At 60.4% G+C, this 14,220-nt stretch carries 14 protein-coding genes; 13 read left to right on the forward strand and 1 reads right to left on the reverse strand.

Going from position 1 to position 14,220, the window contains the following annotated elements:
* The first annotated feature begins 84 nt into the window (after positions 1–84).
* The 7 genes from KCG87_RS09535 to ispD all read left to right on the forward strand — a co-directional run bounded on the left by KCG87_RS09535 (position 85) and on the right by ispD (position 7,850).
* Complete coding sequence (locus tag KCG87_RS09535) at positions 85–1,032, forward strand: acetyl-CoA carboxylase carboxyltransferase subunit alpha (RefSeq protein ID WP_064586192.1); 948 nt, start codon at positions 85–87, stop codon at positions 1,030–1,032.
* Between the two features lie 133 nt (positions 1,033–1,165).
* Positions 1,166–2,494, forward strand: coding sequence for a tRNA lysidine(34) synthetase TilS (gene tilS / locus KCG87_RS09540; protein WP_210558083.1), 1,329 nt, complete (start codon positions 1,166–1,168; stop codon positions 2,492–2,494).
* Between the two features lie 274 nt (positions 2,495–2,768).
* Positions 2,769–4,400, forward strand: a complete 1,632-nt coding sequence (locus tag KCG87_RS09545) for a CTP synthase (RefSeq protein WP_003222153.1) — start codon at positions 2,769–2,771, stop codon at positions 4,398–4,400.
* A gap of 4 nt (positions 4,401–4,404) precedes the next feature.
* Positions 4,405–5,250 (forward strand): 3-deoxy-8-phosphooctulonate synthase, encoded by an 846-nt coding sequence (gene kdsA / locus KCG87_RS09550; RefSeq protein ID WP_098967470.1) that lies wholly within the window; start codon positions 4,405–4,407, stop codon positions 5,248–5,250.
* Positions 5,251–5,406: 156 nt separating this feature from the next.
* Entirely contained in the window at positions 5,407–6,696 is a 1,290-nt protein-coding gene (eno, locus tag KCG87_RS09555; protein ID WP_003222156.1) for a phosphopyruvate hydratase, read from the forward strand.
* Between the two features lie 171 nt (positions 6,697–6,867).
* Positions 6,868–7,146 carry a cell division protein FtsB gene (gene ftsB / locus KCG87_RS09560; RefSeq protein WP_007964293.1) on the forward strand — a complete coding sequence of 93 codons (279 nt, stop codon included), beginning with the start codon at positions 6,868–6,870 and terminating at the stop codon, positions 7,144–7,146.
* A complete protein-coding gene (gene ispD / locus KCG87_RS09565) occupies positions 7,143–7,850 on the forward strand; it encodes a 2-C-methyl-D-erythritol 4-phosphate cytidylyltransferase (protein ID WP_027611041.1) in 708 nt (235 codons plus the stop codon). The genes ftsB and ispD overlap by 4 nt, the downstream gene beginning before the upstream one ends.
* 143 nt (positions 7,851–7,993) lie before the next feature.
* Here ispD and KCG87_RS09570 read toward each other — a convergent pair whose 3' ends face one another.
* Complete coding sequence (locus KCG87_RS09570; protein ID WP_134785547.1) at positions 7,994–8,890, reverse strand: LysR substrate-binding domain-containing protein; 897 nt, start codon at positions 8,888–8,890, stop codon at positions 7,994–7,996.
* 115 nt (positions 8,891–9,005) lie between these two features.
* Here KCG87_RS09570 and KCG87_RS09575 point away from each other — a divergent pair, with 115 nt between their 5' ends.
* The 6 genes from KCG87_RS09575 (at position 9,006) to KCG87_RS09600 (ending at position 14,015) form a co-directional block, all read left to right on the forward strand.
* Positions 9,006–10,118 carry an S-(hydroxymethyl)glutathione dehydrogenase/class III alcohol dehydrogenase gene (locus KCG87_RS09575; RefSeq protein WP_027611042.1) on the forward strand — a complete coding sequence of 371 codons (1,113 nt, stop codon included), beginning with the start codon at positions 9,006–9,008 and terminating at the stop codon, positions 10,116–10,118.
* Positions 10,119–10,183: 65 nt separating this feature from the next.
* Complete coding sequence (gene fghA / locus KCG87_RS09580; protein WP_134785548.1) at positions 10,184–11,029, forward strand: S-formylglutathione hydrolase; 846 nt, start codon at positions 10,184–10,186, stop codon at positions 11,027–11,029.
* A 43-nt stretch (positions 11,030–11,072) separates the two neighbouring features.
* Positions 11,073–11,546 carry a 2-C-methyl-D-erythritol 2,4-cyclodiphosphate synthase gene (gene ispF, locus KCG87_RS09585; protein WP_027611044.1) on the forward strand — a complete coding sequence of 158 codons (474 nt, stop codon included), beginning with the start codon at positions 11,073–11,075 and terminating at the stop codon, positions 11,544–11,546.
* Positions 11,543–12,601 (forward strand): tRNA pseudouridine(13) synthase TruD, encoded by a 1,059-nt coding sequence (gene truD, locus KCG87_RS09590; protein ID WP_210558080.1) that lies wholly within the window; start codon positions 11,543–11,545, stop codon positions 12,599–12,601. Before ispF ends, truD begins: the two co-directional genes overlap by 4 nt.
* On the forward strand, positions 12,589–13,338 hold the full coding sequence (surE, locus tag KCG87_RS09595; protein ID WP_047601272.1) for a 5'/3'-nucleotidase SurE: 750 nt from the start codon (positions 12,589–12,591) through the stop codon (positions 13,336–13,338). The genes truD and surE overlap by 13 nt, the downstream gene beginning before the upstream one ends.
* A gap of 41 nt (positions 13,339–13,379) precedes the next feature.
* Positions 13,380–14,015: a protein-L-isoaspartate(D-aspartate) O-methyltransferase gene (locus tag KCG87_RS09600; protein WP_169841266.1), complete on the forward strand. Its 636-nt coding sequence runs from the start codon at positions 13,380–13,382 to the stop codon at positions 14,013–14,015.
* The last annotated feature ends 205 nt before the right edge of the window (positions 14,016–14,220 follow it).

The raw sequence follows: 14,220 nt of genomic DNA on the forward strand, positions 1-14,220 counted from the left end.
AGCGCGCCTCTCCCTTAAGGTAGGGCGCGAATAGACAACCGGCCGGCCCAAGCTCATTTGGGACACGACCCAAGACGGACGCCTATGAACCCGAATTTTCTAGATTTCGAACAGCCGATCGCCGACCTGCAAGCCAAGATCGAAGAGTTGCGCTTGGTCGGTAATGACAATTCGCTGAATATCGGCGATGAGATCTCCCGCCTGCAGGATAAGAGCCGCACGCTGACCGAAGACATCTTCGGCAAGCTGACCAGCTGGCAGATCGCACGCCTGGCGCGTCACCCGAAACGCCCGTACACCCTCGACTACATCGAGCACATCTTCACCGAGTTCGACGAACTGCACGGTGACCGTCACTTCTCCGACGACGCGGCCATTGTGGGCGGCGTGGCACGTCTGGAAGACCAGCCGGTGATGATCATCGGCCACCAGAAGGGCCGTGAAGTGCGCGAAAAGGTACGCCGCAACTTCGGCATGCCGCGTCCGGAAGGCTACCGCAAGGCCTGCCGTCTGATGGAGATGGCCGAGCGCTTCAAGATGCCGATCCTGACCTTCATCGACACCCCGGGTGCTTACCCGGGCATTGACGCTGAGGAGCGTAACCAGAGCGAGGCTATCGCCTGGAACCTGCGCGTGATGTCGCGCCTGAAGACCCCGATCATCGCCACCGTTATCGGTGAAGGTGGTTCCGGTGGTGCACTGGCGATCGGTGTCTGCGATCAGCTGAACATGCTGCAATATTCGACCTACGCGGTGATCTCGCCGGAAGGTTGCGCTTCGATTCTGTGGAAAACCGCCGAAAAAGCGCCGGACGCCGCAGAGGCGATGGGCATCACTGCCGAGCGCCTGAAAGGCCTGGGCATCGTCGACAAGGTAATCGGCGAGCCACTGGGTGGCGCCCACCGTGATCCGGCCGCTGCTGCTGCGTCGATCCGTGCCGAGCTGAGCTCGCAACTGGCGATGCTGAAGAAGTTCGACAACGAAGCGCTGCTCAAGCGTCGTTACGATCGTCTGATGAGCTACGGTCTCTGACAGATCTCGCAATACCCAATGTGGGAGCGGGCTTGCTCGCGAAAGCGGTATAACATTCGACAGATGTGTTGATTGTTGAAACGCCTTCGCGAGCAAGCCCGCTCCCACATTTGATTTGGGCCAAGAGAAAGATATGGGTCAGTCCGTGAGTGATCTGCCTTCCCGGCTTCTGCGCAATCTTGCAGCTTGGCGCAATGCCAGGACCTGGCGCGTGGCTTTCTCCGGTGGTCTCGATTCCACCGTCCTGCTGCATCTGCTTGCGCATCTCGCTAAACACCATTCCCTGCCGGTGCTCAGCGCCATCCATATCCACCATGGCCTCCAGGCTGCGGCTGATGCGTGGCCGGCGCATTGTCAGTCGGTCTGCGATGCGCTGGGTGTGCCGTTGCACGTGATGCGGGTGACGGTGCAACCCGGCGCCAGCCTTGAAAGAGCGGCGCGGGAGGCGCGGTATGCGGCGTTCGCATCGCTGACCGAGGCTGGGGATTTGTTTCTGACAGGTCAGCACCGTGATGATCAGGCCGAAACCCTATTGTTTCGTTTAATGCGCGGTGCCGGCGTTCGCGGTCTTTCGGCGATGCCGGCGCAGCGGCCGTTGGGGCAGGGCGTGCTGCTGCGGCCATTGCTCGACGTGACGCGCGCCGAGCTTGAGGCTTACGCCCGCGCGCACCAGTTGAACTGGATCGAAGACCCGTCAAACGAAGATCGGCAGTTCTCGCGTAATTATCTGCGCCATCAGGTACTGCCGTTGCTTATCGCACGCTGGCCGCAGGCGCAGGCGAGCATGGCCCGCAGCGCGGCGCACCTGCGTGAGGCGCAAGGCCTGCTCGATGAGCTGGCGCAGCTCGATCTCGCGCAAGCCGCCACGCCGAGCGAGTTTTCATGGCTGGGCCTGCCGTCGCTGGAGCTGGCGCCGCTGATGAGTCTGTCCGCCGCTCGTCAGCGCAATGCACTCAGCCACTGGCTCGAACCGCTGACCCGGTTGCCCGACACTGACCATTGGTCGGGTTGGGACAACCTGTGCGGTGCTGCCAACGATGCTTCGCCGGTCTGGCGTCTGGCCGATGGCGAACTGCAGCGCAGCGCCGGCCGGCTATGGTGGCTGAGCGGCGACTGGCTGCGCGCGCCAGCGCTCGGCGTCGATTGGCATGACCCGTCGACAGCGCTACGTCTGCCGAATAACGGGCGTGTCATGTTCCGCGGGCAGACTCCCGTCGGGCCGCTGCGCATTGGCTATCGGCAGGGCGGCGAGCTGATGCATCTGGCGGGGCGCGGCCACCGCGATCTCAAGCGCCTGCTCAATGAGCGCGCGGTGCCGGGCTTCGTCCGTGGCAGATTGCCGCTGCTGTTTCGCGGCGCAGAATTGCTCGCCGTGGCGAATCTGCCGGGCCTTGACGGGCAGGGGCCGGACGGCTGGAAATTGCATTGGCAGCCAACAGACGAAGATCAAGGTTTGAGATGAAAGGGGCATTCCGGTAGACTACGCTCCCTTCTTGATACAACTTCTGTGGATTCGCCTGAATTGCAGGAGTTGCCGATTACCAAGCAGTCTTTGCTGGGCGATTCCAAAAAATGTGTAGCGAGCAACGTACCGGTGTTTCATCTGCCGGTCTGTCCCAACGCGGCGGTTTTTTTGAAAGGTGCACTGTGATTAATGCAGGTGATCGGGGGCTTCGGCCTTCCTTCGCTTTCCCCGGCGGCTCGTACCGCTTTAACGCAGACTTCTAGGGTTTTTCATGACGCGCTACATATTCGTCACGGGCGGTGTTGTTTCTTCATTGGGGAAAGGCATTGCCTCGGCTTCATTGGCGGCCATCCTGGAGGCGCGGGGGCTTAAGGTCACCATGCTTAAGCTGGATCCGTACATCAACGTCGACCCGGGCACCATGAGCCCGTTCCAGCACGGTGAAGTGTTCGTTACCCACGACGGCGCCGAGACCGACCTGGACCTGGGCCACTACGAGCGGTTCATCCGCACGACCATGACCCAGAACAACAACTTCACCACCGGTCGTGTCTACGAGCACGTGCTGCGCAAAGAGCGCCGTGGTGACTACCTGGGTGCAACCATCCAGGTGATTCCGCACATCACCGACGAAATCAAGCGTCGCATCATCAAGGGTGCCGGCGATGCCGACGTGGCCCTGGTGGAAATCGGCGGTACCGTTGGCGACATCGAATCGCAACCGTTCCTCGAAGCCATCCGTCAACTGCGTGTGGAAGTCGGTTCCAAGCGCGCGATGCTGATGCACCTGACGCTGGTTCCGTACATCGCCACCGCTGGCGAGACCAAAACCAAGCCAACCCAGCACTCGGTCAAAGAGCTGCGTTCGATCGGCCTGCAGCCAGACGTGCTGATCTGCCGCTCCGACCATCCGGTGGATGTGTCGTCGCGTCGCAAGATCGCGCTGTTCACCAACGTTGAAGAGCGTGCGGTGATCTCCCTGGAAGACGTCGACACCATCTACAAGATCCCGGCCGTGCTGCACGCTCAGGGTCTGGACGATTTCGTCGTCGAGCGTTTCGGCCTGCAATGCAATGGCGCCGACCTGTCCGAGTGGGAAAAGGTCGTCGATGCCAAGCTCAACCCAGAGCACGAAGTCACCATCGCGATGGTCGGCAAGTACATGGAACTGCTGGACGCCTACAAGTCGCTGATCGAAGCGATGAGTCACGCCGGCATCACCAACCGTACCAAGGTCAACCTGCGTTACATCGATTCCGAAGACATCGAGAACCAGGGCACTGCGTTGCTCGAAGGTGTCGACGCGATCCTCGTTCCGGGCGGCTTCGGTCTGCGTGGCGTGGAAGGCAAGATCACTGCCGTTCAGTACGCTCGTGAAAACAAGGTGCCGTACCTGGGCATCTGCCTGGGCATGCAAGTGGCGGTCATCGAGTTCGCCCGTAACGTGCTGGGCTGGAAAGACGCCAACTCCACCGAATTCGATCGCGCCAGCGGCCATCCGGTCGTGGGGCTGATCACCGAGTGGGAAGATGCCACCGGCGCGGTTGAAGTGCGTACCGAAGCGTCCGATCTGGGCGGCACCATGCGCCTCGGCGCTCAGGAATGCCTGCTCGAAGCCGGCTCCAAGGTGCACGATTGCTACGGCAAGGACGTGATCGTTGAACGTCACCGTCACCGCTACGAAGTGAACAACAACCTGCTGCCACAAATCATCGAAGCCGGCCTGAAAATCTCCGGTCGCTCCGCTGATGCCGCGCTGGTTGAAGTGGTCGAAGCACCGGATCATCCATGGTTCGTCGCTTGCCAGTTCCACCCGGAGTTCACCTCGACGCCACGTGACGGTCACCCGCTGTTCAGCGGTTTCGTAAAAGCAGCGTTGGCTCAACACCAGAAGAAGGCGTAACCCGATGGCACAGAAGATCATTCGCGTTGGCAACATCGAAATCGCCAACGACAAACCCATGGTGCTGTTCGGCGGCATGAACGTGCTGGAAAGCCGTGACATGGCCATGCAGGTTTGCGAAGAGTACGTGAAGGTCACCGAGAAACTCGGTATCCCTTACGTGTTCAAGGCCAGCTTCGACAAGGCCAACCGGTCTTCTGTGACTTCATATCGTGGTCCTGGCCTGGAAGAAGGCATGCGCATCTTCCAGGACATCAAACAAGCCTTCGGCGTGCCGATCATCACCGACGTCCACGAGCCGGATCAGGCCGCGGTCGTCGCTGAAGTCTGCGACATCATCCAGCTGCCGGCCTTCCTGTCGCGCCAGACCGATCTGGTCGTCGCGATGGCCAAGACCAACGCTGTGATCAACATTAAGAAAGCCCAGTTCCTCGCGCCTCAGGAAATGAAACACATCCTGAACAAGTGCGTGGAAGCGGGTAACGATCAATTGATCCTCTGCGAGCGTGGTTCGAGCTTCGGCTACAACAACCTCGTGGTCGACATGCTCGGCTTCGGCATCATGAAGCAGTTCGAGTACCCGGTATTCTTCGACGTGACCCACTCGCTGCAAATGCCTGGCGGTCGTTCCGACTCCGCCGGCGGTCGCCGCGCCCAGGTCACCGATCTGGCCAAGGCGGGCATGAGCCAGTCGCTGGCCGGTCTGTTCCTCGAAGCGCATCCGGATCCGGACAACGCCAAATGCGACGGCCCTTGCGCCTTGCGTCTGGACAAACTGGAGCCATTTCTGGCCCAGCTCAAAGCCTTGGACGAACTGGTGAAGAGTTTTCCGACGGTAGAAACCGCGTAAAGCTCAATTCTCCGGTAAAGTACCGCACGATTTGTCGCACATGCCCTCGGGCATGTGCGTTGTCGTCTGCAAGCTGCCCGCTGCACACCACTTGCCGACGGTAAAAAGATTTCCTCTAGCTGCGTCGTTTTCGTCAACTTTGGAGTGTTTACAACAATGGCAAAAATCGTCGACATCAAAGGTCGTGAAGTTCTCGACTCCCGTGGCAATCCCACCGTGGAAGCGGACGTGCTTCTCGACAACGGCATCATCGGCAGCGCCTGCGCGCCTTCCGGTGCATCCACTGGCTCGCGTGAAGCGCTCGAGCTGCGTGATGGCGACAAGAGCCGTTACCTGGGCAAAGGTGTGCTCAAGGCGGTAGCCAACATCAACGGTCCGATCCGCGATCTGCTGCTGGGCACCGACCCAAGCGACCAGAAAGCCCTGGACCACGCGATGATCAAGCTCGACGGTACCGAAAACAAGGCAACCCTGGGCGCCAACGCCATCCTCGCCGTTTCCCTGGCTGCGGCCAAGGCGGCTGCACAGGACCAGGATCTGCCACTGTACGCACACATCGCCAACCTGAACGGTACCCCGGGTGTTTACTCGATGCCAGTTCCGATGATGAACATCATCAACGGTGGCGAGCACGCCGATAACAACGTCGACATCCAGGAATTCATGGTGCAGCCGGTTGGCGCCAAGACGTTCTCGGAAGGTCTGCGTATGGGCACCGAGATTTTCCATCACCTCAAAGCTGTGCTGAAGGCCCGTGGCCTGAGCACCGCCGTTGGCGACGAAGGCGGTTTCGCACCGAACCTGGCGTCCAACGAAGACGCGCTGAAAGTGATCTCCGAAGCCGTGGCCAACGCCGGTTACAAGTTGGGCACCGACGTTACCCTGGCGCTGGACTGCGCGGCCAGCGAATTCTACGAAGACGGCAAGTACAACCTGTCCGGTGAAGGCCAGGTGTTCACCGCTGAAGGTTTCGCCGATTATCTGAAAGGCCTGACCGAACGTTATCCGATCATCTCGATCGAAGACGGTCTGGACGAGTCCGACTGGGCTGGCTGGAAGATCCTCACCGACAAGATCGGCGAGAAGACCCAACTGGTCGGCGACGACCTGTTCGTGACCAACACCAAGATCCTGAAAGAAGGCATCGATAAAAAGATCGCCAACTCGATCCTGATCAAGTTCAACCAGATCGGTACCCTGACCGAAACCCTGGAAGCCATCCAGATGGCCAAGGCTGCCGGTTACACCGCGGTGATCTCGCACCGTTCGGGCGAAACCGAAGATTCGACCATCGCCGACCTGGCCGTGGGCACTTCGGCTGGCCAGATCAAGACCGGTTCGCTGTGCCGTTCCGACCGCGTTTCCAAGTACAACCAACTGCTGCGTATCGAAGAGCAGTTGAATGGCAAAGCCAAGTACAACGGTCGCAGCGAGTTCCGCGGCTGAGTGGTAAATGGTAAAAAGACACCGGATTGTGTCGGAAAAGTCGTGACAGCGATGGATTTGCCACTAATCTGATGCCTTACATGCACAAGCCTGGATCTTCCAGGCTTCGTGCTATCAGACGTTTCAAAGTTTTCGCGTGGCTGTCTTTTTTCACTGGATACCTGATATTCGATGCGCAGTCCTTACTGGTTGTTTCTCGTTTTGCTCTTGCTGCTGGCCGGTCTGCAGTACCGCCTGTGGGTGGGCAATGGCAGTCTGGCGCAGGTCGCCGAGCTGAAGCAGCAGATTGCTGATCAGCACGCCGAGAACGAAGGCTTGCTGGAGCGCAATCGGGTGATGGACGCTGAAGTCAGCGAGTTGAAAAAAGGCATGGAGACCGTTGAAGAGCGGGCTCGCCATGAGCTGGGCATGGTCAAGGACGGTGAAACCCTTTACCAGCTCGCGCAATGATCGATTCCCTGCCGGCCTTCTGGGCCGTGATTCCTGCCGCGGGCGTCGGTGCCCGAATGGCCGCGGACCGTCCCAAGCAATATCTGCAACTGGGCGGGCGCACAATTCTCGAACACAGCCTCGGCTGTTTCCTTGATCACCCGAGCCTCAAGGGGCTGGTGGTCAGTCTGGCTGTTGATGATCCTTATTGGCCAAACCTGGCTTGCGCCAGCGACTCGCGGATTCAGCGTGTCGAGGGCGGCACGGAGCGTTCCGGGTCGGTGCTGAACGCTTTGCTGCATTTGCATGCGCAGGGTGCCGATGACGATGACTGGGTGCTGGTGCACGATGCGGCACGGCCCAACCTGAGTCGCGACGATCTCGACAAGTTGCTGGTTGAACTGGCGGATGATGCCGTCGGCGGTCTGCTGGCCGTGCCAGCGCGCGATACCCTGAAGCGGGTCGACAAGCACGGTCGTGTGCTTGAAACCGTGGATCGCAGCGTGATCTGGCAAGCCTATACGCCGCAGATGTTCCGTCTCGGTGCCTTGCATCGGGCGTTGGCCGACAGTCTGGTGGCGGATGCGGTGATTACCGATGAAGCCTCGGCGATGGAGTGGGCCGGTCTGGCGCCCCGCCTGATCGAAGGGCGGGCGGACAACCTCAAGGTCACCCGGCCGGAAGACCTGGAGTGGTTGCGTCAACGCTGGGCCAATCGCCGCTAAGTGCTGTGTTGCCTGTTCTGCCGCCTTCGCGAGCAAGCTCGCTCCCACATTTGATTCGCGCCTGACACCCAATCTGCATCCACTGCGGATCCCCTGTGGGAGCGAGCTTGCTCGCGAAGACGGCTGCTCAGGCACCGCATAACTCAGCCCCGATACTCCGGCCGCTCGGCCAATCCTTCCTTCAAGTAATCCACCAGCTTGCGCACCTTCGGCGACAAATGCCGCTGCTGTGGATACAACGCCCACACCGCCGTATTCGGCGGCTGATGCGCCTCCAGCAGCGAAATCAGCGCACCACTGTGCAAATGCTCCAGCACGTAATAGTCCGGCAACTGACACAGGCCGACCCCTTGCAGCGCCGCATCCAGCACCGCTTGCCCACTGTTGCAGCGCCAGTTTCCCTGTACGCGCTGGGAAAACTCCCGGCCGTTCTGTTCCAGTTGCCACAGGTCCGAGCTGCCGATCAGGCAATTGTGCCGGCTCAGTTCCGACAAGCTGTGTGGGCGGCCATACCGTTCCACGTAGGACGGAGACGCGCACAGGTACATCCGACGCGGCGCCAGGCGGGTGGCGACCAATCGAGAATCCTGCAATCGGCCCAGACGGATCGCCAGATCCAGTCCCTCATGCACCAGATCGAGTTGGCGGTTACTCAGCTCGATATCAACGCGCAGTTGCGGGTATTGCCCCATGAACCGCGTCACCAGCGGCACGATAAACCGCTCGCCATAGGCCACGGCGCAGGTCATGCGCAGCATGCCTTTCGGTTCGCTGGTCAGGTCGCCGACCGCGCGCAGAGCTTCCTCGCGACCGTCCTGCAGGCGCTGACAATGCTGCAGAAAGGTCTGACCGGCTTCGGTCAGGGTCACACGACGGGTGCTGCGGTAGAGCAGGCGCGTCTGTAATCGATCCTCCAGCCGTACGATTTGTCGACTGATGTGTGAGGAAGAAACCCCAAGGCGTTCGGCCGCAGCGGTGAATTGGCTGCATTCGGCGACGGCGACGAACTCATCAATACCTTCCCAGCGGTTTTCGGACATTTGATTATCCCTGTACAGCAATAATATTTTGCATTTGTCCGGATTATTAATCAGTTGGCGCTGAACTACACTGCCGGTCTGGTTTTTTATTCATTGGATTCACTGGAGAGTCAGCATGATCAAGTCGCGCGCCGCCGTTGCCTTCGAGGCCAAGAAGCCGCTGGAAATCGTAGAAGTCGATGTGGCCATGCCCAAGGCCGGTGAAGTGTTGCTGCGCGTGGTGGCTTCCGGGGTTTGCCACACCGATGCCTACACCCTGTCTGGTGCGGATCCGGAAGGCATCTTCCCGTCGATCCTTGGCCACGAAGGTGGCGCGATCGTTGAAGCCATCGGCGAGGGCGTCACCTCGGTCGCCGTCGGTGACCACGTGATTCCGCTGTACACCCCGGAATGCGGCCAGTGCAAATTCTGCAAGTCGGGCAAGACCAACCTGTGTCAGGCGATTCGCGCTACTCAGGGCAAAGGTCTGATGCCGGACGGCACTTCGCGCTTTTCCTACAAGGGCCAAACGATTTTCCACTACATGGGTACTTCGACGTTCTCGGAATACACGGTACTGCCGGAAATCTCCGTGGCGAAAATTGCCAAGGATGCGCCGCTGGAAAAGGTCTGCCTGCTCGGTTGCGGTGTAACCACCGGCATCGGTGCGGTGATCAACACCGCCAAGGTCAAGCCCGGTGACACCGTGGCGATCTTCGGTCTCGGCGGCATCGGTCTGTCGGCCGTCATTGGCGCAGTGAAAGCCAAGGCCGCGCGGATCATCGCCATCGACATCAACCCGGCCAAGTTCGAGATCGCCAAGCAGTTGGGCGCCACCGATTGCGTCAACCCGAAAGACTTCGATCGTCCGATCCAGGAAGTGATCGTCGACATGACCGACGGCGGCGTCGACTTCTCCTTCGAGTGCATCGGCAATGTGCAGCTGATGCGCGCTGCGCTGGAATGCTGCCACAAGGGCTGGGGCGAATCGGTGATCATCGGTGTTGCCGGTGCCGGTCAGGAAATTTCGACCCGTCCGTTCCAACTGGTGACCGGTCGCGTCTGGCGTGGTTCGGCATTTGGCGGCGTGCGTGGTCGTACCGAGTTGCCAAGTTACGTCGACATGGCGCAAAGCGGCGAGATTCCGCTGGATACTTTCATTACCCACACCATGGGTCTGGAAGACATCAACAAGGCCTTCGACCTGATGCACGAAGGCAAGAGCATCCGTACCGTCATTCATTTCTGATCAATCGCGACGCCACGGCTACAGACCTTGAAGGTTTATAGCCGGGGCCGCGTAGGAGTCTTTACATGAGTCTGGAAAATATCTCCTGTCAGAAAAGTTTCGGCGGCTGGCACAAGCGCTATCGCCACCGTTCCGACGTGCTCGGCTGCGACATGGTGTTTGCCGTGTACCTGCCGCCGCAAGCGGAGCAGGGTGGCAAGCTGCCGGTGCTGTACTGGCTGTCCGGTCTGACCTGCACCGACGAGAACTTCATGCAGAAGGCCGGGGCGATGCGCATGGCCGCCGAACTCGGTCTGATCATCGTCGCGCCGGACACCAGTCCGCGTGGCCCGGATGTGCCGGGTGATCCGGATGGCGCCTGGGATTTCGGTCTCGGTGCCGGGTTCTACCTGAATGCCACGCAGGAACCATGGTCGCGGCACTATCGGATGCATGACTATGTCGTGCAGGAATTGCCTGCACTGGTTGAAGCGCATTTCCCGGCGTCGGATAAACGCAGCATCAGCGGCCATTCCATGGGCGGCCACGGTGCACTGGTCTGCGCGCTGCGCAATCCGGGGCGTTACCAGTCGGTGTCGGCGTTTTCGCCGATCAACAACCCGATGGATTGTCCGTGGGGGCAGAAAGCATTCTCCCGCTATCTGGGCGAAGACCGTTCCAAGTGGAAAGAATGGGATGCCTGCGCGCTGATTGCTGACGCCGACGAGAAACTGCCGTTGCTGGTCGATCAGGGGGATCGCGATGACTTCCTCGCCACGCAGCTCAAACCCGAAGCCCTGCAACAAGCTGCAAAACAAGCGGGTCATCCGCTGACGCTGCGCCTGCAACCGGGCTACGACCACAGCTATTTCTTCATCTCAAGCTTCATTGACGACCACTTGCAGCATCACGCACGCGCCCTGCGCGGTTAATGCAGGTAGAATCACGCCCTGACAAAAATCGGGGCGTTTTTTTATGCGTATTGGCCACGGCTACGATGTTCACCGTTTCGCTGAAGGCGATTTCATTACTCTGGGCGGCGTGCGTATTGCACACGGCTTCGGGCTGCTCGCTCATTCCGACGGTGACGTCCTGCTGCACGCCTTGAGCGATGCTTTGCTAGGCGCGGCCGCGCTGGGCGATATCGGCAAGCACTTTCCGGACACCGACCCGCAATTCAAGGGCGCCGACAGCCGTGTGCTGCTGCGGCATGTGGTCGCGCTGATCCACGCCAAGGGTTGGAAAGTCGGCAACGTCGACAACACCATCGTCGCTCAGGCACCGAAAATGGCCCCGCATATCGAAGCGATGCGCGCGTTGATCGCCGCCGATCTGCAAGTTGAACTGGATCAAGTGAACGTGAAAGCTACCACCACCGAAAAGCTCGGCTTTGTCGGTCGCGAAGAAGGCATCGCCGTGCATTCCGTTGCCTTGTTGCTGCGCGCATGAACGAACTGCAATTGCTTGGCCCGCGGGCCTATGGCGAACCACTCGGCACTGCGGTTCTGAAAGCCATCGCCGAAGATTTTCAGGTCGATGAAGTGCTCGACTTCCCGTTCAGCGGCGATGGTGAGCACCTGTGGATCTGGGTCGAAAAACGTGGCCTGAATACCGAAGAAGCAGCGCGCCGAATTGCCAAGGCCGCCGGCGTGCCGTTGCGCACCGTCAGTTATGCCGGGCTCAAGGATCGTCAGGCGTTGACCCGTCAGTGGTTCAGCGTGCAACTGCCGGGCAAGGCTGATCCGGATCTGTCGGCGGCGGAAAACGACACGCTGAAGATCCTTAAAACCACGCGGCACAAGCGCAAGCTGCAACGCGGCGCGCATTCGGCGAACGGCTTCACCTTGCGCCTGACCCAGTTTGCCGGCGACAAGGATGCGATCGAGCAGCGTCTGCAACTCATCGCCAGGCAAGGCATTCCCAATTATTTCGGCGCCCAGCGTTTCGGCCATGACGGCGGTAACGTCGTTGATGCGCGTGCCTGGGCGGCGCGCAAGGCGCTACCGGAGCAGCGCAATGTGCGCTCGCGGCTGCTATCGACGGCGCGCAGTTTTCTGTTCAATCAGGTACTGGCCGCCCGGGTGGCCGATGGCACCTGGCAGCAGGCGCAAGTCGGCGATCTGCTGGCGTTCACCGACAGCCGCAGTTTTTTCCCGGCCGGTGAGGCCGAATGCAGCGATCCGCGCCTGGCGATTCTCGACCTGCACCCGACCGGTCCGCAGTGGGGCGAAGGTGACTCACCGGCCGCCGGCGCTGTCCATGATCTGGAGCAGGGGATTGCCGAGCGTGAGGCGGATCTGCGCGATTGGTTGATCAATGCCGGAATGAGCCACGAACGTCGCATCCTGCGGCTGCCCATTGGCGGGTTGTCGTGGCATTATCCCCAGCCTGACATTCTGCAACTGGAATTCGTCCTCCCGGCCGGATGCTTCGCCACCGTATTGGTGCGCGAACTCGTTGATCTGGTGCCGGTGGGGCAGACGGACAGCCCATGCGTATTCTGATTTCTAACGACGATGGGGTAACCGCACCCGGTCTCGCCGCGCTTTATGCTGCGCTGGCGGATTACACCGAGTGCGTGGTTATCGCCCCGGAGCAGGACAAAAGCGGCGCCAGCAGTTCGCTGACGCTCGACCGTCCGTTGCACCCGCAATACCTGGCAAACGGTTTCATCAGCCTCAACGGTACGCCGACCGACTGTGTGCACCTGGGCCTCAACGGCCTGCTGGAGCGCGAGCCGGACATGGTGGTTTCCGGGATCAACCTCGGTGCCAATCTGGGCGATGACGTGCTGTATTCCGGCACCGTGGCGGCTGCCCTTGAAGGGCGCTTTCTCGAGCGCCCTTCGTTTGCGTTCTCGCTGTGCTCACGACAGGTGGACAACCTGGCGACAGCCGCACATTTCGCGCGCAAACTGGTCGAGGCCCACGCCGGGCTGGACCTGCCGCCGCGCACGGTGCTGAACGTGAACATTCCCAATCTGCCGATCGATCATATTCGTGGCATTCAACTGACCCGTCTGGGCCATCGCGCCCGTGCTGCGGCGCCGATGAAAGTGGTCGACCCGCGTGGCAAGGCCGGCTACTGGATTGCTGCGGCCGGTGATGCCGAAGACGGCGGCCCGGGCACTGACTTTCATGCGGTGATGCAGGGGTATGTGTCGATCACGCCGTTGCAGCTCGATCGCACTTTCAATGATGCCTTCAGAAGTCTCGACGGCTGGCTGGAGGAACTGCGCTGATGGCTCGTGAACACGAAGATAGACTGCGCAGCGGCATCGGCATGACGTCGCAGCGCACCCGTGAACGTCTGATCCAGCGGCTGTATGAAGAAGGCCTGTCCAACGCCAAGGTGCTGGAAGTGATCCGCCGTACGCCGCGTCATCTGTTTGTCGATGAAGCGCTGGCGCACCGCGCGTACGAAGACACCGCACTGCCGATCGGCCACAACCAGACCATCTCCCAGCCTTATATGGTGGCGCGCATGAGCGAGCTGCTGCTGGAGGCGGGGCCGCTGGACAAGGTGCTGGAGATCGGGACCGGTTCGGGATATCAGACAGCCGTGCTGTCGCAACTGGTTGAGCGGGTATTTTCGGTCGAACGCATCAAGGTCCTGCAGGATCGGGCCAAGGAACGCCTGGTCGAGCTTAACTTGCGCAACGTGGTGTTCCGCTGGGGCGATGGCTGGGAAGGCTGGCCGGCGCTGGCGCCGTACAACGGCATTATCGTCACCGCGGTCGCGACCGACGTGCCGCAGGCCTTGCTCGATCAACTGGCACCGGGTGGGCGGATGGTGATTCCGGTCGGCTCGGGGGAAGTGCAGCAACTGATGTTGATCGTGCGTGAAGAACACGGCTTTTCCCGTCACGTATTGGGAGCTGTGCGTTTCGTGCCATTGCTCAATGGCCCGCTGGCCTGAGCATTTATTTGCGGGCGCTGAATTCCTTGCGCTGGCCTGTGTCTTACACCGGCAGTGATGGTTTAAACGCTACGAATTGTCCACGGGCAAACGTGTGCGTGAAGCGTTTTCGCATCTTTAACGGTAAAGCCGGTTCGGCCCGTTATACTTGCGACACTACTTGCCGCGATTCGGCATTCCACATATTTCAGCCACCACAAAGGGA

Source organism: Pseudomonas sp. MWU347, assembly GCF_017947305.1.
Classification (GTDB): Bacteria; Pseudomonadota; Gammaproteobacteria; order Pseudomonadales; family Pseudomonadaceae; genus Aquipseudomonas; species Aquipseudomonas putida_A.

What these genes read in the sequence shown, in the direction of transcription:
- KCG87_RS09535 (WP_064586192.1), top strand. Translation starts at nt 85, where the DNA reads ATGAACCCGAATTTTCTAGATTTCGAACAGCCGATCGCCGACCTGCAA.
- ispF (WP_027611044.1), top strand. Translation starts at nt 11,073, where the DNA reads ATGCGTATTGGCCACGGCTACGATGTTCACCGTTTCGCTGAAGGCGAT.
- KCG87_RS09545 (WP_003222153.1), top strand. Translation starts at nt 2,769, where the DNA reads ATGACGCGCTACATATTCGTCACGGGCGGTGTTGTTTCTTCATTGGGG.
- kdsA (WP_098967470.1), top strand. Translation starts at nt 4,405, where the DNA reads ATGGCACAGAAGATCATTCGCGTTGGCAACATCGAAATCGCCAACGAC.
- ftsB (WP_007964293.1), top strand. Translation starts at nt 6,868, where the DNA reads ATGCGCAGTCCTTACTGGTTGTTTCTCGTTTTGCTCTTGCTGCTGGCC.
- surE (WP_047601272.1), top strand. Translation starts at nt 12,589, where the DNA reads ATGCGTATTCTGATTTCTAACGACGATGGGGTAACCGCACCCGGTCTC.
- ispD (WP_027611041.1), top strand. Translation starts at nt 7,143, where the DNA reads ATGATCGATTCCCTGCCGGCCTTCTGGGCCGTGATTCCTGCCGCGGGC.
- truD (WP_210558080.1), top strand. Translation starts at nt 11,543, where the DNA reads ATGAACGAACTGCAATTGCTTGGCCCGCGGGCCTATGGCGAACCACTC.
- eno (WP_003222156.1), top strand. Translation starts at nt 5,407, where the DNA reads ATGGCAAAAATCGTCGACATCAAAGGTCGTGAAGTTCTCGACTCCCGT.
- KCG87_RS09600 (WP_169841266.1), top strand. Translation starts at nt 13,380, where the DNA reads ATGACGTCGCAGCGCACCCGTGAACGTCTGATCCAGCGGCTGTATGAA.
- fghA (WP_134785548.1), top strand. Translation starts at nt 10,184, where the DNA reads ATGAGTCTGGAAAATATCTCCTGTCAGAAAAGTTTCGGCGGCTGGCAC.
- tilS (WP_210558083.1), top strand. Translation starts at nt 1,166, where the DNA reads ATGGGTCAGTCCGTGAGTGATCTGCCTTCCCGGCTTCTGCGCAATCTT.
- KCG87_RS09575 (WP_027611042.1), top strand. Translation starts at nt 9,006, where the DNA reads ATGATCAAGTCGCGCGCCGCCGTTGCCTTCGAGGCCAAGAAGCCGCTG.
- KCG87_RS09570 (WP_134785547.1), bottom strand. Translation starts at nt 8,890, where the DNA reads ATGTCCGAAAACCGCTGGGAAGGTATTGATGAGTTCGTCGCCGTCGCC.